Source organism: Streptomyces sp. NPDC048111, from assembly GCF_043202815.1.
In the GTDB taxonomy this organism is placed as follows: Bacteria; Actinomycetota; Actinomycetes; order Streptomycetales; family Streptomycetaceae; genus Streptomyces.
On record NZ_JBIDBD010000028.1, the window covers coordinates 52,266 to 78,333 of the forward strand.

General features: G+C 70.5%; 22 protein-coding genes. 18 read left to right on the forward strand and 4 right to left on the reverse strand.

Features of this window, described 5'->3' with window-relative positions; genetic code table 11:
* The first annotated feature begins 11 nt into the window (after positions 1–11).
* Positions 12–662, forward strand: coding sequence for a hypothetical protein (locus tag ACGF3I_RS29585; RefSeq protein ID WP_393137296.1), 651 nt, complete (start codon positions 12–14; stop codon positions 660–662).
* Positions 663–1,054: 392 nt separating this feature from the next.
* Here the strand turns inward: ACGF3I_RS29585 and ACGF3I_RS29590 are convergent, their stop codons facing one another.
* Positions 1,055–2,062 carry a chitinase gene (locus ACGF3I_RS29590; protein WP_393137298.1) on the reverse strand — a complete coding sequence of 336 codons (1,008 nt, stop codon included), beginning with the start codon at positions 2,060–2,062 and terminating at the stop codon, positions 1,055–1,057.
* Between the two features lie 124 nt (positions 2,063–2,186).
* Here ACGF3I_RS29590 and ACGF3I_RS29595 point away from each other — a divergent pair, with 124 nt between their 5' ends.
* The gene (locus ACGF3I_RS29595) at positions 2,187–2,879 is read left to right on the forward strand and encodes a demethylmenaquinone methyltransferase (protein ID WP_393137300.1); all 693 of its coding nucleotides are present in this window, start codon (positions 2,187–2,189) and stop codon (positions 2,877–2,879) included.
* Positions 2,880–2,916: 37 nt separating this feature from the next.
* On the opposite strand, the gene ACGF3I_RS29600 is transcribed toward ACGF3I_RS29595, so the two are convergent.
* On the reverse strand, positions 2,917–3,462 hold the full coding sequence (locus ACGF3I_RS29600) for a GNAT family N-acetyltransferase (RefSeq protein ID WP_393137302.1): 546 nt from the start codon (positions 3,460–3,462) through the stop codon (positions 2,917–2,919).
* 101 nt (positions 3,463–3,563) lie between these two features.
* On the opposite strand from ACGF3I_RS29600, the gene ACGF3I_RS29605 reads away from it, so the two are divergent.
* Entirely contained in the window at positions 3,564–4,847 is a 1,284-nt protein-coding gene (locus ACGF3I_RS29605) for a geranylgeranyl reductase family protein (RefSeq protein ID WP_393137304.1), read from the forward strand.
* A 13-nt stretch (positions 4,848–4,860) separates the two neighbouring features.
* Here ACGF3I_RS29605 and ACGF3I_RS29610 read toward each other — a convergent pair whose 3' ends face one another.
* Together ACGF3I_RS29610 and ACGF3I_RS29615 are read right to left on the reverse strand one after the other, a co-directional pair.
* Positions 4,861–5,403: a hypothetical protein gene (locus tag ACGF3I_RS29610; protein WP_393137306.1), complete on the reverse strand. Its 543-nt coding sequence runs from the start codon at positions 5,401–5,403 to the stop codon at positions 4,861–4,863.
* A gap of 146 nt (positions 5,404–5,549) precedes the next feature.
* Positions 5,550–6,374: a C40 family peptidase gene (locus ACGF3I_RS29615; RefSeq protein WP_393137308.1), complete on the reverse strand. Its 825-nt coding sequence runs from the start codon at positions 6,372–6,374 to the stop codon at positions 5,550–5,552.
* Positions 6,375–7,105: 731 nt separating this feature from the next.
* On the opposite strand from ACGF3I_RS29615, the gene ACGF3I_RS29620 reads away from it, so the two are divergent.
* From ACGF3I_RS29620 to recQ, 15 genes are all read left to right on the forward strand, one after another.
* The gene (locus ACGF3I_RS29620; protein WP_003992243.1) at positions 7,106–7,465 is read left to right on the forward strand and encodes an NADH-quinone oxidoreductase subunit A; all 360 of its coding nucleotides are present in this window, start codon (positions 7,106–7,108) and stop codon (positions 7,463–7,465) included.
* Between the two features lie 17 nt (positions 7,466–7,482).
* Complete coding sequence (locus ACGF3I_RS29625) at positions 7,483–8,037, forward strand: NADH-quinone oxidoreductase subunit B family protein (RefSeq protein WP_120721971.1); 555 nt, start codon at positions 7,483–7,485, stop codon at positions 8,035–8,037.
* Positions 8,034–8,759 carry an NADH-quinone oxidoreductase subunit C gene (locus ACGF3I_RS29630; RefSeq protein WP_393137310.1) on the forward strand — a complete coding sequence of 242 codons (726 nt, stop codon included), beginning with the start codon at positions 8,034–8,036 and terminating at the stop codon, positions 8,757–8,759. The genes ACGF3I_RS29625 and ACGF3I_RS29630 overlap by 4 nt, the downstream gene beginning before the upstream one ends.
* Complete coding sequence (locus tag ACGF3I_RS29635; protein ID WP_393137312.1) at positions 8,759–10,093, forward strand: NADH-quinone oxidoreductase subunit D; 1,335 nt, start codon at positions 8,759–8,761, stop codon at positions 10,091–10,093. The genes ACGF3I_RS29630 and ACGF3I_RS29635 overlap by 1 nt, the downstream gene beginning before the upstream one ends.
* 17 nt (positions 10,094–10,110) lie before the next feature.
* Positions 10,111–10,923 (forward strand): NADH-quinone oxidoreductase subunit NuoE, encoded by an 813-nt coding sequence (gene nuoE, locus ACGF3I_RS29640; RefSeq protein WP_393137342.1) that lies wholly within the window; start codon positions 10,111–10,113, stop codon positions 10,921–10,923.
* A complete protein-coding gene (gene nuoF / locus ACGF3I_RS29645; protein WP_393137314.1) occupies positions 10,923–12,284 on the forward strand; it encodes an NADH-quinone oxidoreductase subunit NuoF in 1,362 nt (453 codons plus the stop codon). The genes nuoE and nuoF overlap by 1 nt, the downstream gene beginning before the upstream one ends.
* Entirely contained in the window at positions 12,281–14,785 is a 2,505-nt protein-coding gene (locus tag ACGF3I_RS29650) for an NADH-quinone oxidoreductase subunit G (RefSeq protein ID WP_393137316.1), read from the forward strand. Before nuoF ends, ACGF3I_RS29650 begins: the two co-directional genes overlap by 4 nt.
* On the forward strand, positions 14,782–16,134 hold the full coding sequence (gene nuoH / locus ACGF3I_RS29655; RefSeq protein ID WP_393137318.1) for an NADH-quinone oxidoreductase subunit NuoH: 1,353 nt from the start codon (positions 14,782–14,784) through the stop codon (positions 16,132–16,134). Before ACGF3I_RS29650 ends, nuoH begins: the two co-directional genes overlap by 4 nt.
* Positions 16,127–16,792, forward strand: coding sequence for an NADH-quinone oxidoreductase subunit NuoI (gene nuoI, locus ACGF3I_RS29660; protein ID WP_393137320.1), 666 nt, complete (start codon positions 16,127–16,129; stop codon positions 16,790–16,792). Before nuoH ends, nuoI begins: the two co-directional genes overlap by 8 nt.
* A complete protein-coding gene (locus ACGF3I_RS29665) occupies positions 16,789–17,610 on the forward strand; it encodes an NADH-quinone oxidoreductase subunit J (protein ID WP_393137322.1) in 822 nt (273 codons plus the stop codon). The genes nuoI and ACGF3I_RS29665 overlap by 4 nt, the downstream gene beginning before the upstream one ends.
* Positions 17,607–17,906 carry an NADH-quinone oxidoreductase subunit NuoK gene (nuoK, locus tag ACGF3I_RS29670; protein WP_100578793.1) on the forward strand — a complete coding sequence of 100 codons (300 nt, stop codon included), beginning with the start codon at positions 17,607–17,609 and terminating at the stop codon, positions 17,904–17,906. The genes ACGF3I_RS29665 and nuoK overlap by 4 nt, the downstream gene beginning before the upstream one ends.
* Positions 17,907–17,920: 14 nt before the next feature.
* Positions 17,921–19,867, forward strand: coding sequence for an NADH-quinone oxidoreductase subunit L (gene nuoL, locus ACGF3I_RS29675; RefSeq protein ID WP_393137325.1), 1,947 nt, complete (start codon positions 17,921–17,923; stop codon positions 19,865–19,867).
* A 4-nt stretch (positions 19,868–19,871) separates the two neighbouring features.
* Positions 19,872–21,470, forward strand: a complete 1,599-nt coding sequence (locus ACGF3I_RS29680) for an NADH-quinone oxidoreductase subunit M (protein ID WP_393137327.1) — start codon at positions 19,872–19,874, stop codon at positions 21,468–21,470.
* Entirely contained in the window at positions 21,467–23,119 is a 1,653-nt protein-coding gene (gene nuoN, locus ACGF3I_RS29685; RefSeq protein ID WP_393137329.1) for an NADH-quinone oxidoreductase subunit NuoN, read from the forward strand. The genes ACGF3I_RS29680 and nuoN overlap by 4 nt, the downstream gene beginning before the upstream one ends.
* A gap of 738 nt (positions 23,120–23,857) precedes the next feature.
* Positions 23,858–25,753, forward strand: a complete 1,896-nt coding sequence (recQ, locus tag ACGF3I_RS29690) for a DNA helicase RecQ (RefSeq protein WP_393137331.1) — start codon at positions 23,858–23,860, stop codon at positions 25,751–25,753.
* Positions 25,754–26,068 lie beyond the last annotated feature (315 nt).

Consider the following 26,068-nt stretch of genomic DNA (forward strand, 5'->3'; position numbering starts at 1 on the left):
GTGTTCCTGAGGTGTTGACGATCCACGCCGCCGAGCTGCTGCTGCCCGGGGACCGCGCGCCGGTTCCGGGCGGTGCGGTGCTGGTCCACGGTGACCGGATCGCGGCGATCGGGCCGTACGAGGAGGTGGCGGCGGCCCACCCGGCCGCCCGGGTGCGGCGCTGGGGCGGGACGCTGACGCCGGGGCTGGTCAACCGGCACGGTACGGCCCTCCTGGAGCACACCTACTTTCCCGACGACCCCTTCGAGCTCGACGCGCTCGGGGCCGAGCCACTGACCGGCCCGGCGCTCGCGGGCCTCGCGCCGAACGAGGCCCGGCGCGGCAACAGTGCGCGCCGCTGCACCCAGAAGCTGCTCGCCCGCGGGGTGGTCGCGGTGGGCGCCCGTCTCACCACCCCCTCGGTGCGGACCGCCGTGCGGCGGGCGGGACTTGAGGTGCTGCCCGACGCGGCCCCGGTGGCCCTCGACTCCTTCGACCCGGCCCTGCTCGACCCGCTGGCGGGGGTCGCACTCGCCGATGCCTTCCGGGCGCCGCTGGTGGTGGGTGGGGGTGCGCGGTTCGCGGTTTTCGGGGTGGGGGATGAAGAGGGGCTGCTTGTGCGGGGGGCTGAGGTCTGTGTGGCCACCGTCATCGGGGGCCGCCTGGTCCACCGACGCCGCTGAGCCCCCGGTCTAAGCCCCCTTGCTTGCGCAGTTCCCCGCGCCCCTAGGTCCCTGTTCGCCTGCGGACCGTGCCCGCTTGCTCGCGCAGTTCCTCGCGCCCCTGACCCCCTGTTCGCCTGCGGACCGTGCCCGCTTGCTCGCGCAGTTCCCCGCGCCCCTAGGGGGTTGTGCTTCGGGTGGGTTGGGTGGTTGGGCCGCGCCTGGCTTCCCTCGTTTGTCTGCGGACCGTGCTCGCTTGCTCGCGTAGTTCCTCGCGCCCCTAACGGGACCGGTGCTGGGCCGCATGCGCATCCTCAGCCTGTCCGGCGATTGAGGACGAGCGCCGTTCAGGCGCGTTCGGGGTCTGGGGCGGAGCCCCAGGATCCTGAACCTCAGCCCCCCAACCCCCAGGCTCACCCCCGCGACAGCGCCTCCCCGAAGGCACCCGCGCCCTGGCGCACCCCGCTGCAACCGGCCTGAGCCACGGCCGAGTTGACGCCCGATGCGCACTGCTGGTCGCGATACGTCACCCACATCGACAGGCGCCCCACCCCCTTGGCCCCCACGAACCCCCGCACCTTCGACGCGTCGTCGAGCGTGAACGTCTCGCCCTTGACGTCGTTGACGCCGATCATCACCGTGACGCCGAGCCCCTGCCACGCCGCCCGGTCCGAGAGGCCGAGGACGCGCTGGATCTGACCGTGTGCCGCGGTCGCGGCGCGCAGCGCGTAGTCGCCCATGTTCCCGCCGAACGACGTGCCGTAGTTCATCGCCATGACGTTGACGGCCGACACCGTCACCCCGTGCTCCTTGGCGGACTTGAGCAGCGCGACCCCGTCCGGCGTGAGCCCCGTCGGCATCGCCGCGAGGGTGAACGTCACCTTCAGCGGGCGCTGCTTCTGGAGCAGGGCCACCGCCTCGGCGCGCCGGGTCAGGGCCGCGGGGTCGGTGAGCGCGGCGCCCTCGATGTCGAAGTCCGCCTCGGCGGAGCCCACCGCGTCGAGCGCGGAGCCGTAGGCGGCGGCCAGCTGGGCCGGGGTGCGGCAGGTGAGCGCGAGTTCCTTGCCGGCCTGCCCGCCGAAGGAGACCCGCACCGAGGCGCCCCCCTTCTTGAGCGCGGCCACCCGGTCCTTGACGTCCGCGTCCACGATGGCGGTGTCGTCGTCCCACACCGCGCGGCAGGTGGAGCCGTGGGCGACGGCGAAGGCCAGGTTGTAGAAGGCCGGGGAGCCCACGGCGTCGGTCGGCGCGGCCGTGGTGGCGCTGACGTAGGGGGAGTACGTCGTCGACAGCGGGCCCGGGGCGGCCGGCGGTGCGGACGCCGAGGGAGCCTTCGGCGCCGCCGGCGCGGAGCATCCCGCGCAGACCAGCGCGGCCAGGACGCCGGCCCCGGCGACCGGCACCCTCAGGAAACGCAGCATGTCGTGTGCACCCGCTCTCGTGTTCCGGGCCCCCGTGGCACGGAAAGGCGAATGTACGCGGCCCGCCCGGGGAGGTGCGGGCCGGGCGCCCGGCCCCGGTCCGCCTCCTGCTTGAATGGGCGGCGTGACCCGCGCATCCCTGGACAAGCAGCCGCACGAAGTCGCCTCGATGTTCGACGACGTCGCGGCCCACTACGACCTCACCAACGACGTGCTCTCCCTCGGCCAGACCCGGCTGTGGCGCAAGGAGGTCGCGAAGGCGGTCGACGCGCGGCCCGCGCAGAAGGTGCTGGACCTGGCGGCCGGCACCGCCACCTCCTCGCAGCCCTTCGCCGCGGCCGGTGCGTACACGGTGCCCTGCGACTTCTCGCTCGGCATGCTCAAGGTGGGCAAGGAGCGCCAGCCGCACCTGCCGTTCACCGCGGGCGACGCGACGAAGCTGCCGTTCCGCGACGACACCTTCGACGCGGTGACCATCTCCTTCGGGCTGCGCAACGTCCAGGACACGGACGCCGCGCTGCGCGAGATGCACCGGGTGACCAAGCCGGGCGGCCGGGTCGTGATCTGCGAGTTCTCGCAGCCGACGTGGAAGCCGTTCCGGACGGTCTACACCGAGTACCTGATGCGCGCCCTGCCGCCCGTCGCGACGGCCGTGTCCTCCAACCCGGACGCGTACGTCTACCTCGCCGAGTCCATCCGGGCCTGGCCCGCCCAGGACGCGCTCGCCGCCCGGCTCCAGGGGGCGGGCTGGTCCAAGGTCGCCTGGCGCAACCTCACCGGCGGGATCGTCGCGCTGCACCGCGGCTTCAAGGCGTAGCGCACCCGGCGACCGGACCCCCGGCCCCCCGGCGGGGTCAACTCCCCAGTTCGAGGCCGAAGCACAGCGCGTCCACGCCCAGCCTCTTCGACGGGTAGGTGGCGACCCGCGTCATCCCGAGGCGCTCGGCCACCGCCACCGAACGGATGTTGCGGGGATGGACCATCGCCACCACCCGCGGCACCCCGGCGGCCCGCGCCCGCGCCACGGTCGCCCGGGCCGCCGCGGTCGCGAAGCCGCGGCCCCAGTGGGCGCGGCCCAGGCGCCAGCCGATCTCGATCTCGCCGACCGGGCCCCAGTCGTCCAGCGGCCAGGGCTGGGCGCCGGTGAAGCCGATGACCTCGTCGTCCTCGTCCAGCATCGTCCAGAGGCAGAAGCCCTGTTCGGCGTCGTGCTTGCGCTGGCGGGCGGTCAGCTCCTCGTAGACGGACACCTCGGCGGCCCTGCCCCCGTGGAACTCCATCACCTCCGGGTCGTCGAACACCCGGTGCCAGGCATAGGCGTCCTCCTCGGTGGGCACGCGCAGCCGTACAACGGGCAGGGACTTCTCCGGTACCGAGGACCCGGCGGACACAGAGCTCATGGCGTGGGCAACCCTTCGCGACGACGATCAACAGCCACCCATAGACTGCACATGTCCTGTGCTTCTCGGCACGCAAATTCGAGTCTTCGGGAGATCCCGCTGTGACCGAGCCGCTCTCCGAACACACCGCGGACGTGATCGTCGTCGGAGCCGGGCCCGCCGGTTCGACGACCGCGTACTACCTGGCCAAGGCCGGACTCGACGTGCTGCTCCTGGAGAAGACCGCCTTCCCGCGCGAGAAGGTGTGCGGCGACGGTCTGACCCCGCGCGCCACCAAGCAGCTCGTCTCGATGGGGATCGACATCTCCGAGGAGGCGGGCTGGCTGCGCAACAAGGGCCTGCGGATCATCGGCGGCGGTGTCCGCCTCCAGCTGGACTGGCCCGACCTCGCCTCGTACCCGGACTACGGACTGGTGCGCAAGCGCGACGACTTCGACGAGCAGCTCGCCCGGCAGGCCCAGAAGGCCGGGGCCCGCCTGTACGAGCGCTGCAACGTGGGCGCCCCGATCGTGGACGAGCGCACCGGACGCATCACCGGCGTCACCGCCAAGCTCGGCGAGGAGAAGACCCCGGTCACCTTCCACGCCCCGCTCGTGGTGGCCGCCGACGGCAACTCCACGCGCCTGTCCCTCGCGATGGGCCTGCACCGGCGCGAGGACCGCCCGATGGGCGTGGCCGTGCGGACGTACTTCACCTCGCCGCGGCACGACGACGACTACCTGGAGTCCTGGCTCGAACTCTGGGACCGGCGCGGCCCGCAGGAGCGGCTGCTGCCCGGCTACGGCTGGATCTTCGGGATGGGCGACGGCACGTCCAACGTCGGCCTCGGCATCCTCAACTCGTCGTCCGCCTTCAAGGAGCTCGACTGGCGCGAGATCCTCAAGGCGTGGTGCGCCTCCATGCCCGAGGACTGGGGCTACACCCCCGAGAACATGACCGGCCCGATCCGCGGCGCGGCCCTGCCGATGGCCTTCAACCGCCAGCCGCACTACACCAAGGGCCTGCTGCTCGTCGGTGACGCGGGCGGCCTGGTCAACCCGTTCAACGGCGAAGGCATCGCGTACGCCATGGAATCGGGGCAGATCGCCGCGGACGTCATCGTCCAGGCGCACGCCCGCGCGACCCCCGCCCAGCGCGAACTGGCCCTGCACGCCTATCCGAAGATCCTCAAGGAGACCTACGGCGGCTACTACACGCTGGGCCGCGCCTTCGTGAAGCTCATCGGCAACCCGAAGGTCATGAAGATCGCCACCCAGCGCGGTCTGACGCACCCGCTCCTGATGAAGTTCACCCTGAAGATGCTGGCCAACCTGACCGACCCGACGGGCGGCGACGCGATGGACCGCATCATCAACGGCCTCTCGAAGGTGGCCCCCAAGGCCTGACCCGGCCGCGCCGTCAGCAGCGGCGCTCCACCTCCTCCGTCCAGCGGACGGGGACCTCTCCGGCGAAGCGGGACAGACCGGTGCGCAACTCGTCCGCGGAGAGGCCCCCGTTCTGCCGGCGGGCTATGTATTCGTGGCGCCTGCCGCTGTGCAGCGTCACCCACACCGCGCGGTGGTGCTCGTAGCCGCCCGCGGTGCGCTCGTCCCCGATCTCCCAGATCGCCACCGTGCCGACCTCGATCTCGCGCACCTGCGACCAGGGCGCGTCGAAGCGGGTGGCCAGATGCACCCCGGCCGCGTCCGCGCGGATGACCGGGCGCAGGCTCCCGTACACGCAGGCGAGGACCAGGAACGCGCCGGCCGCGACGACGAACAGCGCGAAGCCCCAGCCGAAGGCGAGCTTGGCCCAGTCGACCGGGCCGTGCCAGGGACGGATCCCGGTGAGCATCCACAGGCCGAGCGCCAGGAACACGATCCCGATGGCGGCGAACATGCCGAGCCCGTCGGCGTAGACCTCGTACGGCTCCGGTTCCGCGTCACGCGCCGGCTCGCCCATGCGCCCACCCCCTGATAGGTGAACTCTGCCCCGGAGCGGGCAGAGTTCAACACATTCCGGGCATGCCGAAGGGCCGTTCCTCCCGAGCGGGGGAGGAACGGCCCTTGCAGGCGGTGCGGGAGCGGCTCAGAAGGCCGCTGTACGCCTCAGAGGATGCGGACGGCGCCGCTCGGCTGGTCCCAGTCCATGCTGCGCTCGACAACGCCCGTGGAGGAGTTCTGCGCGCCGACGAACTTGCCGCCGCCCACGTAGATCGCCACGTGGTACGCGGAGCCCTTGCCGCCCCAGTAAAGGACGTCGCCCGGCTGGAGGTTGGAGAGCGACACGTCCGTGCCGGTGGCCGACTGGTCCTGGGAGACGCGCGGCAGGTCGATGCCGACCTGGCGGTAGGCGGCCTGCACCAGACCGGAGCAGTCGTACGCGCTGGAGCCCGTGGCACCCGAGACGTACGCCTTGCCGACCTGGGCCAGCGCGAAGTTCACGATGGCGGCGGCGGAGCCCGTGGCGTTGGACGCCTTGAACGTGGAGGTGCCGGCGGACGTGGCCGGGGCTGACTTGAGCGAGGTGCGCTCGGCGGAGCGCGAGGCGCGCTCCGCGGCGTCGGCCTTCGCCTTGGCCTCCGCGTCGGCCTTCGCCTTGGCTTCGGCGGCCTTCTGCTCGGCGTCGTCCTTGGCCTTCTTGGCGTCCTTGGCGGCGTTGGACGCGGCGGCGTCCTGGGCGGCCTGGAGCTGGAGGTCGGCGGCAACGGCCTTGGTGGCCTGCGCCGTGGCGGCCGCGGTGGTCGCGAGGTCGCCCGTCAGCGTGGGCATCTCGATGGTCTCGTTGACCGGCTGGGCGGCGATGGCCGGGGCGGCCGCACCCGCCAGCGCGATGGTGCTGAGTACGCCACCGGCAACTCCGGCCCGGAGCGAGACCTTCGAGGCGCTGCGGCGGGGCTTCCGGTGGCTGGGTATGTGAGCGGTGTGGGACATGGGACAACCGCTATCAGGGGTTCGGGGTTCCCTTCAAGAAACGTGTGCTGCGCCACAGTTGATGCCGGAAGGGCCGAATCCGCTTCTTGACGCCACTTATTGACGCCGTAACGGACAAAGCGACTCCGTGCGATCAGGGCCGTGATCATGTGTTTTCCATGAAACGCCCGAATTGCCCGGCGCTTACCATCCCCTCACGTCGATGGCCAAGCCCCGTTCATTCTCCGCCTGTTGGTGTGTGACGCAGGTCACAGTGTGAAGAGATCCAGTCGCTCGTGGGGGCGGGGCGGCTCTCGTGAACGGGTGCACGCGTCCACTTCCGGCGCCCGCCCTCCCTCCCGCGAGTGAGGGCGGGAGGGAAAGCGGGCCGCTTATCACTGGATGCGCCCGCAAGGCCAATTTGCCTGTAGCGCACATGTCTTGATAACGCCAGACGGTCGCCGACCAGCGGTAACACTGCCGGATGTCACGTCTCGTGATCACTCGGGCGCTTCACGTATGAAGATCACCGCTCATCCGGCTTCATGATCCTTCGTCAGGTGGTGGAGATCACAAAGGCGTTGTCGTACCCCGTGTCGCAGATCACAGACCGCCGGGCATAGGATGCGGGGCAGTCGGGCTTGTGAACTGCCTCACATGGACGCGATCTTCGCGGAAGCGGGAGGCGGTGAGGTGTTCGCGAGACCCGTGTGCGGTCCAACGGTCAAGGACGACTGGAAGGAGCGAGGAGCGTGAATGCCTACGCGCCCATCCTCGTGCTCGGCGCCCTCGGGGCAGGGTTTGCGATCTTTTCCGTGGTCATGGCCACGCTAATCGGCCCAAAAAGGTACAACCGGGCGAAACTTGAGGCGTACGAGTGCGGCATCGAACCCACTCCGACGCCGGCCGGAGGCGGCCGCTTTCCCATCAAGTACTACCTGACGGCGATGCTCTTCATCGTCTTCGACATCGAGATCGTCTTCCTCTATCCCTGGGCGGTCACCTTCGACGCCCTGGGGATTTTCGGGCTCGTGGAGATGCTGCTCTTCGTGCTCACCGTCTTCGTCGCCTACGCCTACGTGTGGCGGCGCGGCGGCCTGGAATGGGACTGAGGGGCTGAGGGGCACCTATGGGACTCGAAGAGAAACTGCCTAGCGGCTTCGTACTGACCACTGTTGAGCAGGCCGCGGGCTGGGTGCGCAAGGCGTCCGTCTTCCCCGCCACCTTCGGCCTCGCCTGCTGCGCCATCGAGATGATGACGACGGGCGCGGGCCGCTACGACCTGGCCCGCTTCGGCATGGAGGTCTTCCGCGGCTCCCCGCGCCAGGCCGACCTGATGATCGTGGCCGGCCGGGTCAGCCAGAAGATGGCGCCGGTGCTGCGGCAGGTCTACGACCAGATGCCCAATCCCAAGTGGGTCATTTCCATGGGGGTTTGCGCCTCATCGGGCGGCATGTTCAACAATTACGCCATTGTTCAGGGTGTTGACCACATTGTCCCGGTTGATATCTACCTGCCCGGCTGTCCGCCCCGGCCCGAGATGCTGATCGACGCGATTCTCAAGCTCCACCAGAAGATCCAGGGCACCAAGCTCGGGGTCAATCAGGAGGAGGCGGCCCGCGAGGCGGAGGAGGCGGCCCTCAAGGCGCTCCCCACCATCGAGATGAAGGGCCTGCTGCGGTGAGCTCCCCCGACACTCCCCCCACCCCCGAACAGAGCGGCGTACCCGCCCCGCGCGAGGACACCGGCGAGGTCATCGGCGTCCGCAAGGGCATGTTCGGCGTCAACAACGGCGGTGACACCACCGGCTACGGCGGTCTCGTACGGACCGTCACCCTGCCCGGCGCCACCTCGCGGCCCTACGGCGGCTGGTTCGACGAGGTGGCCGACGAACTCGAAGGCGCCCTGGAGGAGCAGGACCTGCTCCCCGAGAACGCCATCGAGAAGACCGTCGTCGACCGCGGCGAACTCACCTTCCACATCGCCCGCGAGCACCTCGTGCGCGTCGCCCGCACCCTGCGCGACGACCCCGCCCTGCGCTTCGAGCTCTGCACGGGCGTCAGCGGCGTCCACTTCCTGGGGGACAAGGGCCGCGAGCTGCACGCCGTCTACCACCTGCGCTCGATCACCCACGGCCGGCTGATCCGGCTGGAGGTGAGCGCCCCCGACGCCGATCCGCACATCCCCTCGCTCGTCGAGGTCTATCCGACCAACGACTGGCACGAGCGCGAGACGTACGACTTCTTCGGCATCGTCTTCGACGGGCACCCCGCCCTCACCCGGATCATGATGCCGGACGACTGGCAGGGCTTCCCGCAGCGCAAGGACTACCCCCTCGGCGGCATCGCGGTCGAGTACAAGGGCGCCCAGATCCCGGCTCCGGACCAGCGGAGGTCGTACAGCTGATGTCCACTTCGAACGGAACGTCGCACGCTTCGGCCCGCGAGACCACCGAGGGGACTGTATATACAGTCACCGGCGGCGACTGGGACGAGGTCGTCCAGTCCGCGGCCAAGGCCGACGACGAGCGCATCGTCGTCAACATGGGCCCCCAGCACCCTTCCACGCACGGTGTGCTCCGGCTGATCCTGGAGATCGAGGGCGAGACGGTCACCGAGGCCCGCTGCGGAATCGGTTATCTGCACACCGGCATCGAGAAGAACCTCGAATTCCGCACCTGGACGCAGGGCACCACCTTCGTCACGCGCATGGACTACCTGACGCCGTTCTTCAACGAGACGGCGTACTGCCTCGGCGTCGAGAAGCTCCTCGGCATCACCGACCAGATCCCGGACCGCGCCTCGGTCATTCGCGTCCTGCTCATGGAGCTGAACCGGCTCTCCTCGCACCTGGTGTGCATCGCCACCGGCGGCATGGAGCTCGGCGCGACCACGATCATGATCTACGGCTTCCGCGATCGTGAACTCATTCTCGACCTCTACGAGTTGATCACCGGCCTGCGCATGAACCACGCGTTCATCCGCCCCGGCGGCCTGGCCCAGGACCTGCCCCCGGGCGCCATGGACCAGCTCCGCGAGTTCGTGAAGACCATGAAGAAGAACCTGCCGGAGTACGACAAGCTCGCCACCGGCAACCCCATCTTCAAGGCCCGTATGCAGGACGTCGGCCACCTCGACCTGACCGGCTGCATGGCGCTCGGCGCCACCGGCCCCATCCTGCGCTCGGCCGGACTCCCGCACGACCTGCGCAAGACCGACCCCTACTGCGGCTACGAGACCTACGAGTTCGACGTCCCGACCGCCGACAGCTGCGACTCCTACGGCCGCTTCCTGGTCCGCCTGGAGGAGATGCGCCAGTCGCTCAGGATCGTCGAGCAGTGCCTGGACCGGCTGGCGCCGGGGCCGGTCATGGTCGAGGACAAGAAGATCGCCTGGCCCGCCCAGCTCGCGCTCGGCCCGGACGGACTCGGCAACTCGCTCGACCACATCAAGAAGATCATGGGCACCTCGATGGAGTCCCTCATCCACCACTTCAAGCTGGTGACCGAGGGCTTCCGGGTGCCGGCGGGCCAGGCCTACGCGGCCGTCGAGTCGCCCAAGGGCGAACTCGGCGTGCACGTCGTCTCCGACGGCGGCACCCGCCCCTACCGGGTCCACTTCCGCGACCCGTCCTTCACCAACCTGCAGGCCATGGCGGCCATGTGCGAGGGCGGCCAGGTCGCCGACGTCATCGTCGCCGTCGCGTCCATCGACCCCGTGATGGGAGGCGTCGACCGGTGACAGACATCCAATTGGGCATGCCGCAGCTGCCCGCCCCCGACTACCCGGCCGATGTGCGCGCCCGCCTTCAGGCGGACGGCAAGGAGATCGTCGCCCGCTACCCCGACAGCCGCTCCGCGCTGCTGCCGCTGCTCCACCTCGTCCAGGCCGAGGAGGGATACGTCTCGCGCACCGGCATGGCCTTCTGCGCGGACCTCCTGGAACTGACCACGGCCGAGGTCACGGCCGTCGCCACCTTCTACTCCATGTACCGGCGCAAGCCCTCGGGCGACTACCAGGTGGGCGTCTGCACCAACACGCTGTGCGCGGTGATGGGCGGCGACGCGATCTTCGAGGAGCTGAAGGAACACCTCGCGGTCGGCAACAACGAGACGACCGGCGACGGCCGGGTCACCCTCGAACACATCGAGTGCAACGCGGCCTGCGACTTCGCACCCGTCGTGATGGTCAACTGGGAGTTCTTCGACAACCAGACGCCCGAGAGCGCCAAGCGCCTCGTCGACGACCTGCGCGCCGGCCGCCCCGTCGAGCCCACCCGGGGCGCCCCGCTGTGCACGTACAAGGAGACCGCGCGCATCCTGGCCGGTTTCCCCGACGAGCGCCCCGGCGCGGTGGCCGCGACCGGCGGCGCCGGGCCCGCCTCGCTCGCCGGACTGCGGCTGGCCAAGGGCGAGACCGCGGGCGCGCGCGTGGTGCACCCCCGCGGCGAGGGCCCCAAGGACCGGCCCCAGCCCGGCTCCGAGCACCTGAGCTCGCACGACGCACCGCAGCAGACCTCAGCGTCCGACCCGGCCCACCCCGCCGGTCCCGCCGCCGAGGAGGGGGAGTGATGACGTTGGCCACCGAGATCGCAGGAAACGGCAACGGAAGCAGCCCGGAGAAGCTGCTCGCGCCGGTGCTCTCCGCCTTCTGGGACCAGCCCGAGTCCTGGACCCTGGAGACCTATCGCCGCCACGACGGCTACGAGGGCCTGCGCAAGGCGCTCGCCATGACACCCGACGACCTCATCGCGTACGTCAAGGACTCCGGTCTGCGCGGCCGCGGCGGCGCCGGCTTCCCCACCGGAATGAAGTGGCAGTTCATTCCGCAGGGCGACGGCAAGCCGCACTACCTGGTCGTCAACGCCGACGAGTCGGAGCCCGGGACCTGCAAGGACATCCCGCTCCTGTTCGCCAACCCGCACTCCCTCATCGAGGGCATCGTCATCGCCTGCTACGCGATCCGCTCCTCGCACGCCTTCATCTATCTGCGCGGCGAGGTCGTCCCCGTCCTGCGACGGCTGCACGAGGCCGTGCGCGAGGCGTACGAAGCCGGCTTCCTCGGCAAGGACATTCTCGGCAGCGGCCTCGACCTCGAACTCACCGTGCACGCCGGCGCCGGCGCGTACATCTGCGGCGAGGAGACCGCACTCCTGGACTCCCTGGAAGGCCGTCGCGGCCAGCCCCGGCTGCGACCCCCCTTCCCCGCGGTCGCCGGTCTGTACGCGTGCCCCACTGTGGTGAACAACGTCGAATCCATCGCCTCGGTTCCCGCGATCCTGCACCGGGGCAAGGACTGGTTCAAGTCGATGGGGAGCGAGAAGTCCCCCGGCTTCACGCTGTATTCGCTCAGCGGGCACGTCACGAGCCCCGGCCAGTACGAGGCCCCGCTGGGCATCACGCTGCGCCAGCTGCTCGACATGAGCGGCGGCATGCGCAAGGGCCACCGGCTCAAGTTCTGGACGCCGGGCGGCTCCTCGACCCCGATGTTCACCGACGAGCACCTCGACGTCCCGCTGGACTACGAGGGCGTGGGCGCGGCCGGCTCGATGCTCGGCACCAAGGCGCTCCAGTGCTTCGACGAGACCACCTGCGTGGTGCGGGCGGTCACCCGCTGGACCGAGTTCTACGCCCACGAGTCCTGCGGCAAGTGCACCCCGTGTCGCGAAGGGACGTACTGGCTGGTCCAGTTGCTCCGCGACATCGAGGCCGGCAAGGGCTCGATGGACGACCTCGACAAGCTGAACGACATCGCCGACAACATCAACGGCAAGTCGTTCTGCGCGCTCGGCGACGGCGCCGCCTCGCCGATCTTCTCCTCGCTCAAGTACTTCCGCGACGAGTACGAGCAGCACATCACGGGCAAGGGCTGCCCCTTCGACCCCGCCAGGTCCACCGCCTGGGCGGACGACAGCACGGAGGTGAACGCATGACTGTGACGACGAGTAGCGCTTCCTCCGGGGGCGGCGAGGCGGCCGTGCCGCCGGAGGATCTCGTCTCGCTGACCATCGACGGCATCGGCATCAGCGTCCCCAAGGGCACCCTGGTGATCCGCGCCGCCGAACAGCTCGGCATCGAGATCCCGCGGTTCTGCGACCACCCCCTGCTCGACCCGGCCGGCGCCTGCCGCCAGTGCATCGTCGAGGTCGAGGGCCAGCGCAAGCCGATGGCGTCCTGCACCATCACCTGCACCGACGGCATGGTGGTCAAGTCCCAGCTCTCCTCGCCGGTCGCCGAGAAGGCGCAGCGCGGAGTGATGGAACTCCTCCTGATCAACCACCCGTTGGACTGCCCGGTCTGCGACAAGGGCGGCGAGTGCCCGCTGCAGAACCAGGCGATGCAGGTCGGCGACACGGACTCGCGCTTCGAGGGCAAGAAGCGCACCTACGAGAAGCCGGTCCCCATCTCCACCCAGGTGCTCCTGGACCGCGAGCGCTGCGTGCTGTGCGCGCGCTGCACCCGCTTCTCCAACCAGATCGCCGGCGACCCGATGATCGAGCTGATCGAGCGCGGCGCGCTGCAGCAGGTCGGCACCGGCGAGGGCGACCCGTTCGAGTCGTACTTCTCCGGCAACACGATCCAGATCTGCCCGGTCGGCGCGCTGACCTCGGCCGCCTACCGCTTCCGCTCGCGCCCCTTCGACCTGGTGTCGTCGCCCTCGGTGTGCGAGCACTGCGCGGGCGGCTGCGCGACGCGCACCGACCACCGGCGCGGCAAGGTCATGCGGCGCCTGGCGGCGGAGGACCCCGAGGTCAACGAGGAATGGCTGTGCGACAAGGGCCGGTTCGGCTTCCGGTACGCCCAGCAGCCCGACCGGCTGACCACCCCGCTGGTCCGCGACGCCGGGACGGGTGAACTCGTACCGGCGAGCTGGCCCGAGGCGCTGGAGGCGGCCGCCGCCGGGCTGTCCGCCGCGCGCGGCCGGGCCGGTGTGCTGGCCGGTGGACGGCTGACCGTCGAGGACGCGTACGCCTACGCCAAGTTCGCGCGCATCGCCCTCGACACCAACGACGTCGACTTCCGCGCCCGTGTGCACTCCGCCGAAGAGGCCGACTTCCTCGCGGCCCGGGTCGCGGGCCGCGGGCGTGACCTCGACGGCCGGGGCGTCACCCACACCTCCCTCGAACAGGCGCCGGCGGTCCTGCTGGTGGGCTTCGAGTCCGAGGAGGAGGCGCCCGGCGTCTTCCTGCGGCTGCGCAAGGCCTGGCGCAAGCACGGCCAGCGCACCTTCTCGCTCGCCACCCACATGACCCGCGGCCTCGCGAAGGCGGGCGGCACCCTGCTGCCCGCGGCCCCCGGCACCGAGACCGAGTGGCTCGACGCGCTCGCGGGCGGCGTCGGCCTGGACGCGGACGGCGCGAAGGCGGCCGAGGCACTGCGCTCCCCGGGCGCCGTGCTCGTCGTCGGCGAACGGCTCGCGGGCGTGCCCGGCGCGCTGACCGCCGCCGTGCGCGCGGCCACGGCGACCGGTGCCGAACTGGTGTGGATCCCGCGCCGGGCCGGCGAGCGCGGTGCGGTGGAGGCGGGCGCCATCCCGTCGCTGCTGCCCGGCGGCCGTCCGGCCACCGACCCGCGCGCCCGCGACGAGGTCGCCTCCGCCTGGGACGTGCGCGAACTCCCGCACCGCTACGGGCGCGACACCGGCCAGATCGTCGAGGCCGCGGCCACCGGCGAACTGGGCGCGCTGCTCGTCGCGGGCGTCGACCCGGCGGACCTGCCGGACCCGGCGCGCGCCCGCGCCGCGCTCGCCGAGGCCTTCGTGGTCAGCCTGGAACTGCGGCCGACCGAGGTCACCGCCCACGCGGACGTGGTCCTGCCGGTCGCGGCCGTCGCCGAGAAGCCCGGCACCTTCCTCAACTGGGAAGGCAGGGCGCGCCTGTTCGAGGCCGCGCTCAAGCCGGAGCAGATGACCCGGGCCCTGGCACCGACCGACACCAGGGTGTTGCACATGCTGGCCGACGTCCTCGACGTCCACTTCGCCCTGCCCGACGTCCGCGCCGTACGCACCGAGATGACACGGCTCGGCACCTGGGACGGGCCGCGCGCGAGCGAGCCCCTGGAGCCGGCCAAGGCGCTGCCCCGCCCCACCGAGGGCGAGGCGGTCCTCGCGGGCCACCGGATGCTGCTCGACCAGGGCTCGCTCCAGGCCGGCGACGAGGCGCTGGCCGGCACCCGGCACGCGGCCGTGGCCCGGCTCTCCGCGGCCACCGCGGCCGAGTCGGGCGTCAAGGACGGCGACCTGCTCCAGGTCACCGGCCCGGCCGGCACCGTCCAACTCCCGCTCCTGGTGAGCGAGATGCCCGACCGGGTGGTGTGGCTGCCGCTGAACTCCGTCGGCGGCGGGGTCGCGGCCGATGCCGGTGCGGTCCCCGGGCAGGTCGTCCGGATCGGGCCGGCCGTTACGGAAGCTCCCACGGAGGTGGTGGAGGCGTGATCACGCTCGCTGCGGAGGACCTCTCCCTGTTCGGCCGCGACCCCTGGTGGCTCGTCGTCGTCAAGGCCGTCTTCTGCTTCGCGTTCCTGATGGTGACCGTGCTGTTCTCCATCGTGTGGGAGCGCAAGGTCGTCGCCTGGATGCAGCTGCGCATCGGCCCCAACCGGCACGGTCCCTGGGGCATGCTCCAGTCGCTCGCCGACGGCATCAAGCTGATGCTGAAGGAAGACGTCATCGTCAAGCGGGCCGACAAGGTCGTCTACGTCCTGGCCCCGATCATCGCCGCCATCCCGGCGTTCATGGCGATCGCGGTCATCCCGTTCGGGCCCGCGGGCAACGAGGTGTCGATCTTCGGCCACCGCACCACGATGCAGCTCACCGACCTGCCGATCGCCATGCTGTACGTACTGGCCGTCGCCTCGGTCGGCATCTACGGCATCGTGCTCGCGGGCTGGTCGTCCGGCTCGACGTATCCGCTGCTCGGCGGTCTGCGCTCGTGTGCGCAGATGATCTCGTACGAGATCGCCATGGGCGCGGCGTTCGCCTCGGTGTTCCTCTACTCGGGGTCGATGTCGACCTCGAAGATCGTGGAGGCGCAGGGCGACCGCTGGTACATCGTGCTGCTGCCGGTCTCCTTCATCATCTACATCATCACGATGGTCGGCGAGACCAACCGGGCCCCGTTCGACATGCCGGAGTCCGAGGGCGACCTGGTCGGCGGCTTCAACACCGAGTACTCGTCCATCAAGTTCGCGATGTTCATGCTCGCCGAGTACGTCAACATGGTCACCGTCTCGGCCGTCTCGGTCACCCTCTTCCTCGGCGGCTGGCGGGCCCCCTGGCCCATCAGCACCTTCTGGGCGGGCGCGAACCACGGCTGGTGGCCGATGCTCTGGTTCGTCATCAAGGTCCAGCTGCTGCTCTTCTTCTTCATCTGGCTGCGCGGCACGCTGCCCCGGGTCCGCTACGACCAGCTGATGAAGCTGGGCTGGAAGGTCCTCATCCCGGTCTCGGTGGTCTGGCTGATGCTGGTGGCCACCGTGCGGGCGCTGCGCAACGACGGCTACGACTTCTCGAAGATCGTGCTGTACGTCGGCGGCGCGGTCGTCGCGCTGCTGCTGCTCTCCTTCGTCGCGGACGTCTTCCGGGGCAAGAAGCAGGACGCGGACGCACAGGCGCCGCCCGCGGCCTTCGACCCGATGGCCGGCGGATTCCCCGTGCCGCCGCTGCCCGGTCAGACCCTTCCGCCCGTACCCCGCCGACGGTCGCGCCACCAGCGGGAGTTGATTGTCAGTGGCGGGGCGGATACTCACAGTGACGGAGAAGGAAGGGAGGGTGACGGTGTCTGACAAGTCATCGACGGGCAAGCAGGACGAGCCGGGCGGGTCGGAGGACAAGTTCCTCAACCCCGTGGCCGGCTTCGGCGTGACCTTCAAGGCCATGTTCAAGAAGCGGCTCACCGAGCAGTACCCGGAGCAGCAGAAGGTCACCGCGCCGCGCTTCCATGGCCGCCACCAGCTCAACCGGCATCCGGACGGCCTGGAGAAGTGCGTCGGCTGCGAGCTGTGCGCCTGGGCCTGTCCCGCCGACGCCATCTATGTGGAGGGCGCCGACAACACGGACGAGGAGCGCTACTCGCCGGGCGAGCGCTACGGCCGCGTCTACCAGATCAACTACGCCCGCTGCATCCTGTGCGGTCTGTGCATCGAGGCCTGCCCCACCCGGGCGCTGACGATGACCAACGAGTTCGAGCTGGCCGACTCCTCGCGCGAGAACCTGATCTACACCAAGGAACAGCTGCTCGCCGGGCTCGACGACACCATGGTCGACAGCCCGCACGCGATCCACCCGGGCATGAACGAGCAGGACTACTACCGCGGCCTGGTCACCGAGGCCGCGCCCGGAACCGTCCGCCAGGTCGCGCTCAGCAAGGGGGAGCGGCCCCAGGAGGCGGCGTCCACCTTCGGTGAGGACGAGCCCGCGTCCGGAAAGGTGGTGGGGGCATGAGCGCGCCCACCGAGCTGCTCGCCGCCGCCTCGCACACCTCCACCGGTGAGGCCTTCCAGTTCTGGGTGCTGGGCACCGTCGCCGTGATCGGCGCGCTGTGCACCGTCCTGATGAGGAAGGCCGTGCACAGCGCGCTCTGCCTGGCCGGGACCATGATCATCCTCGCGGTGTTCTACCTGGCCAACGGGGCGTACTTCCTGGGCGTCGTCCAGATCGTCGTCTACACCGGCGCGATCATGATGCTGTTCCTCTTCGTCGTCATGCTGGTCGGCGTCACCGCGGCCGACTCCCTGAAGGAGACCATCAAGGGCCAGCGCTGGTGGGCCGCGGCCTGCGGCCTCGGCTTCGGGGTCCTGCTGATCGCCGGCATCGCCAACGCCTCCCTGAAGACCTTCAACGGCACCGGCCAGGCCAACGCGAACGGCAACGTCGAGGGCCTCGCCACCCTCATCTTCACCAAGTACGTCTTCGCCTTCGAGATCACCGGCGTCCTGCTGATCACCTCGGCGGTCGGCGCGATGGTGCTCACCCACCGCGAGCGCACCGAGCGCGCCAAGACGCAGCGGGAGATGTCCGAGGAGCGCGTACGCGGCAAGCACCTGCCCCCGCTGCCCGCCCCCGGCGTCTACGCCCGGCACAACGCGGTGGACATCCCGGGCCTGCTGCCCGACGGCACCCCGTCGGAACTCACCGTCAACCAGACGCTGCGGGCCCGCGGCCAGATCCGTGACGTGTCCGACCAGGCGCTGGCCGACCTCAAGGCCCTGGAGCAGCGCTCCGAGGAGCGGCTCGGCCGGGACGAGGAGGCGGTCAAGTGAATCCGGTCAACTACCTCTATCTGGCAGCCCTGTTGTTCACCATCGGCGCCGCCGGAGTGCTCATCAGGCGGAACGCGATCGTGGTCTTCATGTGCGTCGAGCTGATGCTCAACGCCTGCAACCTCGCGTTCGTCTGCTTCTCCCGGCTGCACGGCAACCTCGACGGCCAGATCATCGCGTTCTTCACGATGGTCGTCGCCGCCGCGGAGGTCGTCGTCGGGCTCGCGATCATCGTGTCGCTCTTCCGTTCCCGCCACTCGGCCTCGGTCGACGACGCCAGCCTGATGAAGCTGTAAGGGGTCGCTGAATCGTGGACAACCTCATCGCGCTGCTCATCGCGGCGCCTCTGCTCGGAGCGGCCGTACTGCTGTGCGGCGGACGGAGCCTGGACCGCATCGGCCACTGGCTCGGCACCCTGCTCGCCGGCGCGTCCTTCGCCCTGGGCGCGGTGCTCTTCGCCGACATGCTGGGCCGCTCGGCCGAGCACCGCACGGTGACCAAGCACCTGTTCAGCTGGATCCCCGTCGAGGGCTTCCGGGCCGACATGGGCTTCCAGCTCGACCAGCTGTCGATGACCTTCGTCCTGCTGATCACCGGTGTGGGCACGCTGATCCACATCTATTCGATCGGCTACATGGAGCACGACGAGAACCGCCGGCGCTTCTTCGGCTACCTCAACCTGTTCCTCGCGGCGATGCTCCTGCTGGTCCTGGCCGACAACTACCTTCTGCTGTACGTCGGTTGGGAGGGTGTGGGCCTCGCGTCCTACCTGCTCATCGGCTTCTGGCAGCACAAGCCCAGCGCGGCGACCGCGGCCAAGAAGGCCTTCCTGGTCAACCGCGTCGGCGACATGGGCCTCTCGATCGCCATCATGGTGATGTTCACGACGTTCGGCTCGTTCGCCTTCACCACCGTCCTCGGCGAGGCCGGCGGGGCGAGCTCGGGCCGTGACACCGCCATCGGCCTGATGCTGCTCCTGGCCGCCTGCGGCAAGTCGGCCCAGGTCCCGCTCCAGTCCTGGCTGGGTGACGCGATGGAGGGCCCGACCCCGGTCTCGGCCCTGATCCACGCGGCCACCATGGTCACCGCGGGCGTCTACCTGATCACCCGCTCCGGCGCGGTCTTCAACGCGGTGCCCGACGTCCAGACGGTCGTGGTGGTCATCGGCGCGGTCACGCTCCTGTTCGGTGCGATCGTCGGTTGCGCCAAGGACGACATCAAGAAGGCCCTGGCGGGCTCGACGATGTCGCAGATCGGCTACATGATCCTGGCCACCGGGCTCGGCCCGATCGGCTACGCGTTCGCGATCATGCACCTGGTGACGCACGGCTTCTTCAAGGCCGGGCTCTTCCTCGGCGCGGGTTCGGTCATGCACGGCATGAACGACGAGGTCGACATGCGCAAGTACGGGGGCCTGCGGAAGTACATGCCGGTCACCTTCGCCACCTTCGGCCTCGGCTACCTGGCGATCATCGGCTTCCCGGGCCTGTCCGGGTTCTTCTCCAAGGACAAGATCATCGAGGCGTCGTTCGCCAAGGGCGGCGCCGAGGGCTGGATCCTCGGCGCGGTCACCCTGATCGGCGCCGCGATCACCGCGTACTACATGACGCGCGTGATGATCATGACGTTCTTCGGTGAGGAGCGCTGGAAGCAGGCGAAGACCGCCTCCCCGGCGGAGCCGGACGTGGAGCCCGCCGCCGAGACGCGCGGCGCCCACGCCGAACCGCACCCGCACGAATCCCCGAAGACCATGACGGTCCCGATGATCGTCCTCGCCTTCGGCTCGGTCTTCGCCGGCGGCTTCTTCGGCATCGGCGACCGCTTCGTGAAGTGGCTGGAGCCGGTCACCTCCTTCGACCACGGCGACTCGCCGGTCGGGGAGTGGACGGTCACCGGCGCCACCATGGTCTGCCTGCTGATCGGCGTCGGCCTCGCGGTCGCGCAGTACGGACGCAAGCCCGTTCCGGCCGTCGCCCCGCGCGGCTCGCTGCTCACCCGGGCCGCCCGCCGCGACCTGCTCCAGGACGACTTCAACCACGTGGTCCTGGTCCGCGGCGGCGAACACCTCACCCGCTCGCTCGTCTACCTCGACCACAGCCTGGTCGACGGGGTCGTCAATGGAACCGCCGCCTCGGTCGGCGGGCTCTCCGGCCGGCTGCGCAAGCTGCAGAACGGCTTCGCCCGCAGCTACGCGGTCTCGATGTTCGGAGGTGCTGTGGTGATCATCGCCGCGACTCTGCTGATGAGGGCGGTGTAACGCCATGTCCTTCCCCCTCCTCACCGCCACGGCCGCCCTCCCGGCGCTCGGCGCGGTCGCCACCGCGGCCGTCCCGGCGGCGCGGCGGACCGCCGCCAAGTGGCTGGCCCTGCTGGTCTCGGTGGGCACCCTGGTGCTCGCCGCCATCCAGCTGGTCCGGTTCGAACCGGGCGGCGCCCGCTACCAGTTGACCGAGTCGCACGCCTGGATCAAGGACTTCGGCGTCCGCTACGAACTGGGCGTGGACGGCATCGGCGTGGCCCTCATCGGGCTCACCGCGCTGCTGATCCCGTTCATCATCGCGGCCGGCTGGCACGACGCCGACCCGCTGGAAACGCACAGCAGCCGCTGGCGCCCCACCCAGGGCTTCTTCGCCCTGATCCTCGCCGTCGAGGCGATGGTGGTGCTCTCCTTCGAGGCCACCGACGTCTTCCTCTTCTACATCCTGTTCGAAGCCATGCTCATCCCGATGTACTTCCTCATCGGCGGCTTCGGCGACCGGGCCGCCCCGTCCCAGTACGGCGCTGCCGTACCCGGGCAGGGTGACGAGGCGGCGGCCACCCAACGTTCTTACGCGGCCGTCAAGTTCCTGCTCTACAACCTGGTCGGCGGGCTCATCATGCTGGCCGCGGTCATCGGCCTCTACGTGGTGGCCGGCTCGTTCTCGCTCAGCGAGATCGCCGCGGCCCGCGCGAGCGGCTCGCTCCACATGGCGACCAACACCGAGCGGCTGCTCTTCCTCGGCTTCTTCTTCGCCTTCGCGGTGAAGGCCCCGCTGTGGCCGCTGCACACCTGGCTGCCCAACGCGATGGGCGAGGCGACCGCGCCGGTCGCCGTCCTGATCACCGCGGTCGTCGACAAGGTCGGCACCTTCGCGATGCTCCGCTTCTGCCTCCAGCTCTTCCCGGAGGCCAGCAAGTGGGCGACGCCGGTGATCGTGGTGCTCGCCGTGATCAGCATCATCTACGGTGCCCTGCTCGCGGTCGGCCAGCGCGACATCAAGCGCCTGGTGGCCTACGCGTCGATCTCGCACTTCGGCTTCATCATCATGGGCATCTTCGCGATGACGAGCCAGGGCCAGTCCGGCGCGACGCTCTACATGGTCAACCACGGCATCTCGACGGCCGCCCTGATGCTGGTGGCCGGCTTCCTCATCTCGCGCCGCGGCTCCCGGCTCATCTCGGACTACGGCGGTGTGCAGAAGGTCGCCCCGGTCCTGGCCGGCACCTTCCTGATCGGCGGCCTGGCCACCTTGTCGCTGCCGGGCCTGGCGCCCTTCGTGAGTGAATTCCTGGTCCTGGTCGGCACGTTCAGCCGCTACCCGGTGGCGGGCGTGGTCGCGACGCTGGGCATCGTCCTGGCCGCGCTCTACGTCCTCGTCCTCTACCAGCGGACGATGACGGGGCCGGTCAAGGCGGAGATCCAGGGCATGCCCGACCTCAAGGTCCGCGAGCTGCTGGTGGTCGCCCCGCTGATCGCCCTGCTGCTCTTCCTCGGGGTCTACCCGAAGCCGCTCACCGACATCGTCAACCCGGCGGTGCGCCAGACCATGTCGGACGTACAGAAGAAGGACCCCAACCCGGTGGTGGAGGCGGCCAAGTGAGCTCATCAGCTGTCCACAGCCTGTGGACCACGGCGGCCGAGGGGAAGCTGGACAAGATCCCCGCGCCGCACATCGAGTACGCGCAGCTCGCGCCCACGCTGATCGTGGTGGGCGCCGCGCTGGTCGGTGTCCTCGTGGAGGCCTTCGTGCCGCGCCGCAGCCGCTACTACGTGCAGGTGTTCCTGTCGGTGGTCGCGCTCGCCGCCGCCTTCGCGGCGGTGGTCGGTCTCGCGGCCGGCGGTTACGGCACCACCAAGGCGCACATCGCCGCGATGGGCGCGGTCGCCGTCGACGGCCCCGCGCTCTTCCTCCAGGGCACCATCCTGCTCGCCTCCATCGTCGCGGTCTTCACCTTCGCCGAGCGCCGCCTCGACCCGGTGGCGCACGGCGCCAAGGTGGACTCGTTCGCCGCCCAGGCCGCCTCCGTGCCCGGCAGCGACAGCGAGAAGGCCGCGGTCAAGGCCGGGTTCACCACCACCGAGGTCTTCCCGCTGGCCCTGTTCGCCGTCTCCGGCATGCTGGTCTTCCCGGCGGCGAACGACCTGCTGACCCTGTTCGTGGCCCTTGAGGTCTTCTCCCTGCCGCTCTACCTGCTGTGCGCGCTCGCCCGCCGCAAGCGGCTCATGTCGCAGGAAGCCGCGGTCAAGTACTTCCTGCTCGGCGCGTTCTCCTCGGCCTTCCTGCTCTTCGGCATCGCGCTCCTCTACGGCTACGCGGGCTCCGTCTCGTACGCCACGATCGCCGACGTCGTCAGCGGCTCGGTCCAGAACGTGGACCCGGCACTGGCCGGCACCATGGGCAACGACGCGCTGCTGCTCATCGGCGGCGCGATGCTCCTGATGGGCCTGCTGTTCAAGGTCGGCGCGGTGCCGTTCCACATGTGGACCCCGGACGTCTACCAGGGCGCGCCCACCCCGGTGACGGGCTTCATGGCGGCGGCCACCAAGGTGGCGGCCTTCGGCGCGCTGCTGCGCCTGCTGTACGTGGTGCTGCCCGGCATGAGCTGGGACTGGCGGCCGGTCATGTGGGGCGTCGCGATCATCACGATGCTGGGCGGCGCGATCGTCGCGATCACCCAGACCGACATCAAGCGGCTCCTCGCGTACTCCTCCATCGCGCACGCCGGGTTCATCCTGGCCGGTGTCATCGCCACCAACGCGGACGGCGTCTCGTCGGTCCTCTTCTACCTGGGGGCGTACTCCTTCGTGACGATCGGCGCGTTCGCGGTGGTCACGCTGGTGCGGGACGCGGGCGGCGAGGCGACGCACCTGTCCAAGTGGGCGGGTCTCGGCCGGCGCTCGCCGCTGGTCGCGGCGGCCTTCGCGGTCTTCCTCCTGGCCTTCGCGGGCATCCCGCTGACCTCGGGCTTCTCCGGGAAGTTCGCCGTGTTCAAGGCGGCGGCGGAGGGGGGTGCGGGGGCGCTGGTCGTGGTCGGTGTGGTCTCCTCCGCCATCGCGGCGTTCTTCTACATCCGGGTGATCGTGCTGATGTTCTTCAGCGAGCCGAAGGCGGACGGGCCGACGGTGGCGGTGCCGTCGCCGCTCACCCTGACGACGATCGGGGTGGGGGTTGCGGTGACCCTCGTGCTGGGGGTGGCTCCGCAGTACTTCCTTGACCTTGCGCATCATGCGGGGGTGTTTGTTCGGTAGGGGTGTTTCTGTGCGGGGGCCCCGGGGCGGGTGGTCGCTGCCGGGGCCTTCGTGTGCCCCCGGGGGGTTTGCCCACCCGCCCGTGCGTGCGGGGGGTTGGATGGCCCCGGCTCCCTGGGGCTGTGCCCCAGACCCCGAGGGGTTTGCCCGCCCACCCGCCCGTGCAGGGGGTTGGAGGGGCCCGGCTCCCTGGGGCTCCGCCCCAGACCCCCTGAGGGGCTCCGCCCCTCGAACCCCGGCGGGGGCTGCGCCCCCTGCACCCCCTATCGCGCCTTAAGGGCGCTCGTCCTCAAACGCCGGACGGGCTGAGGATGCCGGTGCTGGCCAGCACTCGCCCTGCCAGGGGCGCGGGGAACTGCGCGAGAAGCGACCGCGGCCCGCACACGACCGCGGAGCCAAGGGGCGCGGGGAACTGCGCGAGAAGCGAGCACGGTCCGCAGATGACCGGGGGTCTTGGGGGCGCGGGGAACTGCGCGGACCCCGAGCGCCCGGTCCTGCCAGGGGCGCGGGGAACTGCGCGAGTAGCGACCGCGGTCCGCAGATGACCGGGGGGTTTCAGGGGCGCGGGGAACTGCGCGGCAAGCGGGCCGGGCCGTGCCTGTCCGGGCGGGTGATCGTACGGGTGGGCCCGTGGTGGAGGGCGGGGTTGTGGATAACTCGGGGGGTGTCTGTCGGGGCGCCTATCGTTGCTGGGGTGAACGGTGAGACGGCAGACGGACCAGTACGGGGGACAGGGCGATGAGCGCAACGGGTGCGACGAGCGGCGGCACGCAGGTCGCGGAGGGGCCGGCCCTGGAGCGCGCGCGGGGTGAGGAGAGCGAGGCGCTCCGGACCCTGCACCGGGTCTTCGGATACGACGCCTTCCGCGGCGCCCAGGGCGACGTCATCGACCACGTCGTGGCGGGCGGCGACGCCGTCGTCCTGATGCCCACCGGCGGCGGAAAGTCCCTCTGCTACCAGATCCCCTCCCTGGTCAGGCCCGGCACCGGCATCGTCGTCTCCCCCCTCATCGCCCTGATGCAGGACCAGGTGGACGCCCTGCGCGCCCTCGGCGTACGAGCCGGGTTCATCAATTCCACGCAGGACTTCGACGAGCGCCGCACCGTGGAGGCCGAGCTCCTCGCCGGTGAGCTGGACCTGCTCTACCTCGCCCCCGAGCGGCTCCGCGTCGAAGCCACCCTCGACCTGCTCTCCCGCGCCAAGATCTCCCTCTTCGCGATCGACGAGGCGCACTGCGTCGCCCAGTGGGGCCACGACTTCCGGCCCGACTACCTGGCCCTCTCCCTGCTCGGCGAGCGCTGGCCCGACGTGCCGCGCATCGCGCTCACCGCCACCGCCACGGACGCCACCCACCGCGAGATCACCCAGCGCCTGGGCATGCCGGACGCGCGGCACTTCGTCGCGAGCTTCGACCGGCCCAACATCCAGTACCGGATCGTGCCCAAGAGCGACCCGAAGAAGCAGCTGCTCACCTTCCTGAAGGAGGAGCACGATGGGGACGCCGGCATCGTCTACTGCCTCTCGCGCGCCTCCGTCGAGAAGACCGCGCAGTACCTGAGCGACAACGGCGTACGGGCGGTCCCGTACCACGCGGGTCTGGACGCCGGGACGCGCGCGAGCAACCAGTCCCGCTTCCTGCGCGAGGACGGCCTGGTGGTGGTGGCGACGATCGCGTTCGGCATGGGCATCGACAAGCCGGACGTACGGTTCGTGGCCCACCTCGACCTGCCCAAGTCCGTCGAGGGCTACTACCAGGAGACCGGCCGCGCCGGACGCGACGGCCTCGCGTCGACGGCCTGGATGGCGTACGGGCTCCAGGACGTCGTGCAGCAGCGGAAGATGATCCAGGGCAGCGAGGGCGACGAGGCGTTCCGGCGCCGGGCGGCCGCGCACCTCGACGCGATGCTGGCGCTGTGCGAGACGGCCTCGTGCCGGCGGGCCCAGCTCCTCGGCTACTTCGGCCAGGAGGCCGCCGCCGAGAACTGCGGCAACTGCGACACCTGCCTGACGCCGCCGCAGACGTGGGACGGCACGGTCGCCGCGCAGAAGGTGCTGTCCACCGTGGTGCGGCTGCAGCGCGAGCGGGGCCAGAAGTTCGGTGCGGGCCAGATCATCGACATCCTGCTCGGCCGCAGGACCGCGAAGATCATCCAGTTCGACCACGACGCCCTGTCGGTGTTCGGCATCGGAGAGGACCTCTCCGAGCCCCAATGGCGGGGCGTGGCACGGCAGTTGCTGGCGCAGGGGCTGCTCGCGGTGGAGGGGGAGTACGGGACGCTGGTGCTGACCGAGGCGAGCGGGGAGGTGCTCGGGGGGCGGCGCGAGGTCCGGATGCGGACGGAACCGGAGAAGCCGGCGCGCGCCCCCCGGACGTCCTCGCGCAAGCCCGCGGCGGCGGTGGACCTGCCGGCCGAGGTGCTGCCGGTGTTCGAGGCGCTGCGGGCGTGGAGGGGGGCGCAGGCGAAGGAGGCGGGGGTTCCGGCGTATGTCATCTTCCATGACGCGACGTTGCGGGAGATCGCTGCGGTGCGGCCGGGGTCGGTGGAGGAGTTGGGGACGATTGCCGGGGTGGGCGAGAAGAAGCTGGCCACCTGGGGCGAGGGAGTCCTGACCACCCTCGCAGCCCTGCCGTAACCCCACCCCTGCGCAGTTCCCCGCGCCCCTGACAGGGCCGGCCGGGCCCGGGGTTTGCGAGGTTCCCCGCGCCCCTCAACCCCCCCGGTCGTGTGCGGACCGTGGTCGCTTTTCGCGCAGTTCCCCGCGCCCCTAACCCCCGGTCGTCTACGGACCGTGGTCGCTTTTCGCGCAGTTCCTCGCGCCCCTTAGCGGCATGGTGCTGGCCCGCACCGGGCACCTCAGCCCGTCCGGCGTTTGAGGACGAGCGCCGTTCAGGCGCGATAGGGGGTGCAGGGGGCGGAGCCCCCGCCGGGGTTCGAGGGGCGGAGCCCC

What these genes read in the sequence shown, in the direction of transcription:
- ACGF3I_RS29590 (WP_393137298.1), bottom strand. Translation starts at nt 2,062, where the DNA reads ATGCTGCGTTTCCTGAGGGTGCCGGTCGCCGGGGCCGGCGTCCTGGCC.
- ACGF3I_RS29600 (WP_393137302.1), bottom strand. Translation starts at nt 3,462, where the DNA reads ATGAGCTCTGTGTCCGCCGGGTCCTCGGTACCGGAGAAGTCCCTGCCC.
- ACGF3I_RS29610 (WP_393137306.1), bottom strand. Translation starts at nt 5,403, where the DNA reads ATGGGCGAGCCGGCGCGTGACGCGGAACCGGAGCCGTACGAGGTCTAC.
- ACGF3I_RS29615 (WP_393137308.1), bottom strand. Translation starts at nt 6,374, where the DNA reads ATGTCCCACACCGCTCACATACCCAGCCACCGGAAGCCCCGCCGCAGC.
- ACGF3I_RS29625 (WP_120721971.1), top strand. Translation starts at nt 7,483, where the DNA reads ATGGGACTCGAAGAGAAACTGCCTAGCGGCTTCGTACTGACCACTGTT.
- ACGF3I_RS29635 (WP_393137312.1), top strand. Translation starts at nt 8,759, where the DNA reads ATGTCCACTTCGAACGGAACGTCGCACGCTTCGGCCCGCGAGACCACC.
- nuoE (WP_393137342.1), top strand. Translation starts at nt 10,111, where the DNA reads ATGCCGCAGCTGCCCGCCCCCGACTACCCGGCCGATGTGCGCGCCCGC.
- nuoF (WP_393137314.1), top strand. Translation starts at nt 10,923, where the DNA reads ATGACGTTGGCCACCGAGATCGCAGGAAACGGCAACGGAAGCAGCCCG.
- ACGF3I_RS29650 (WP_393137316.1), top strand. Translation starts at nt 12,281, where the DNA reads ATGACTGTGACGACGAGTAGCGCTTCCTCCGGGGGCGGCGAGGCGGCC.
- ACGF3I_RS29665 (WP_393137322.1), top strand. Translation starts at nt 16,789, where the DNA reads ATGAGCGCGCCCACCGAGCTGCTCGCCGCCGCCTCGCACACCTCCACC.
- ACGF3I_RS29680 (WP_393137327.1), top strand. Translation starts at nt 19,872, where the DNA reads ATGTCCTTCCCCCTCCTCACCGCCACGGCCGCCCTCCCGGCGCTCGGC.
- recQ (WP_393137331.1), top strand. Translation starts at nt 23,858, where the DNA reads ATGAGCGCAACGGGTGCGACGAGCGGCGGCACGCAGGTCGCGGAGGGG.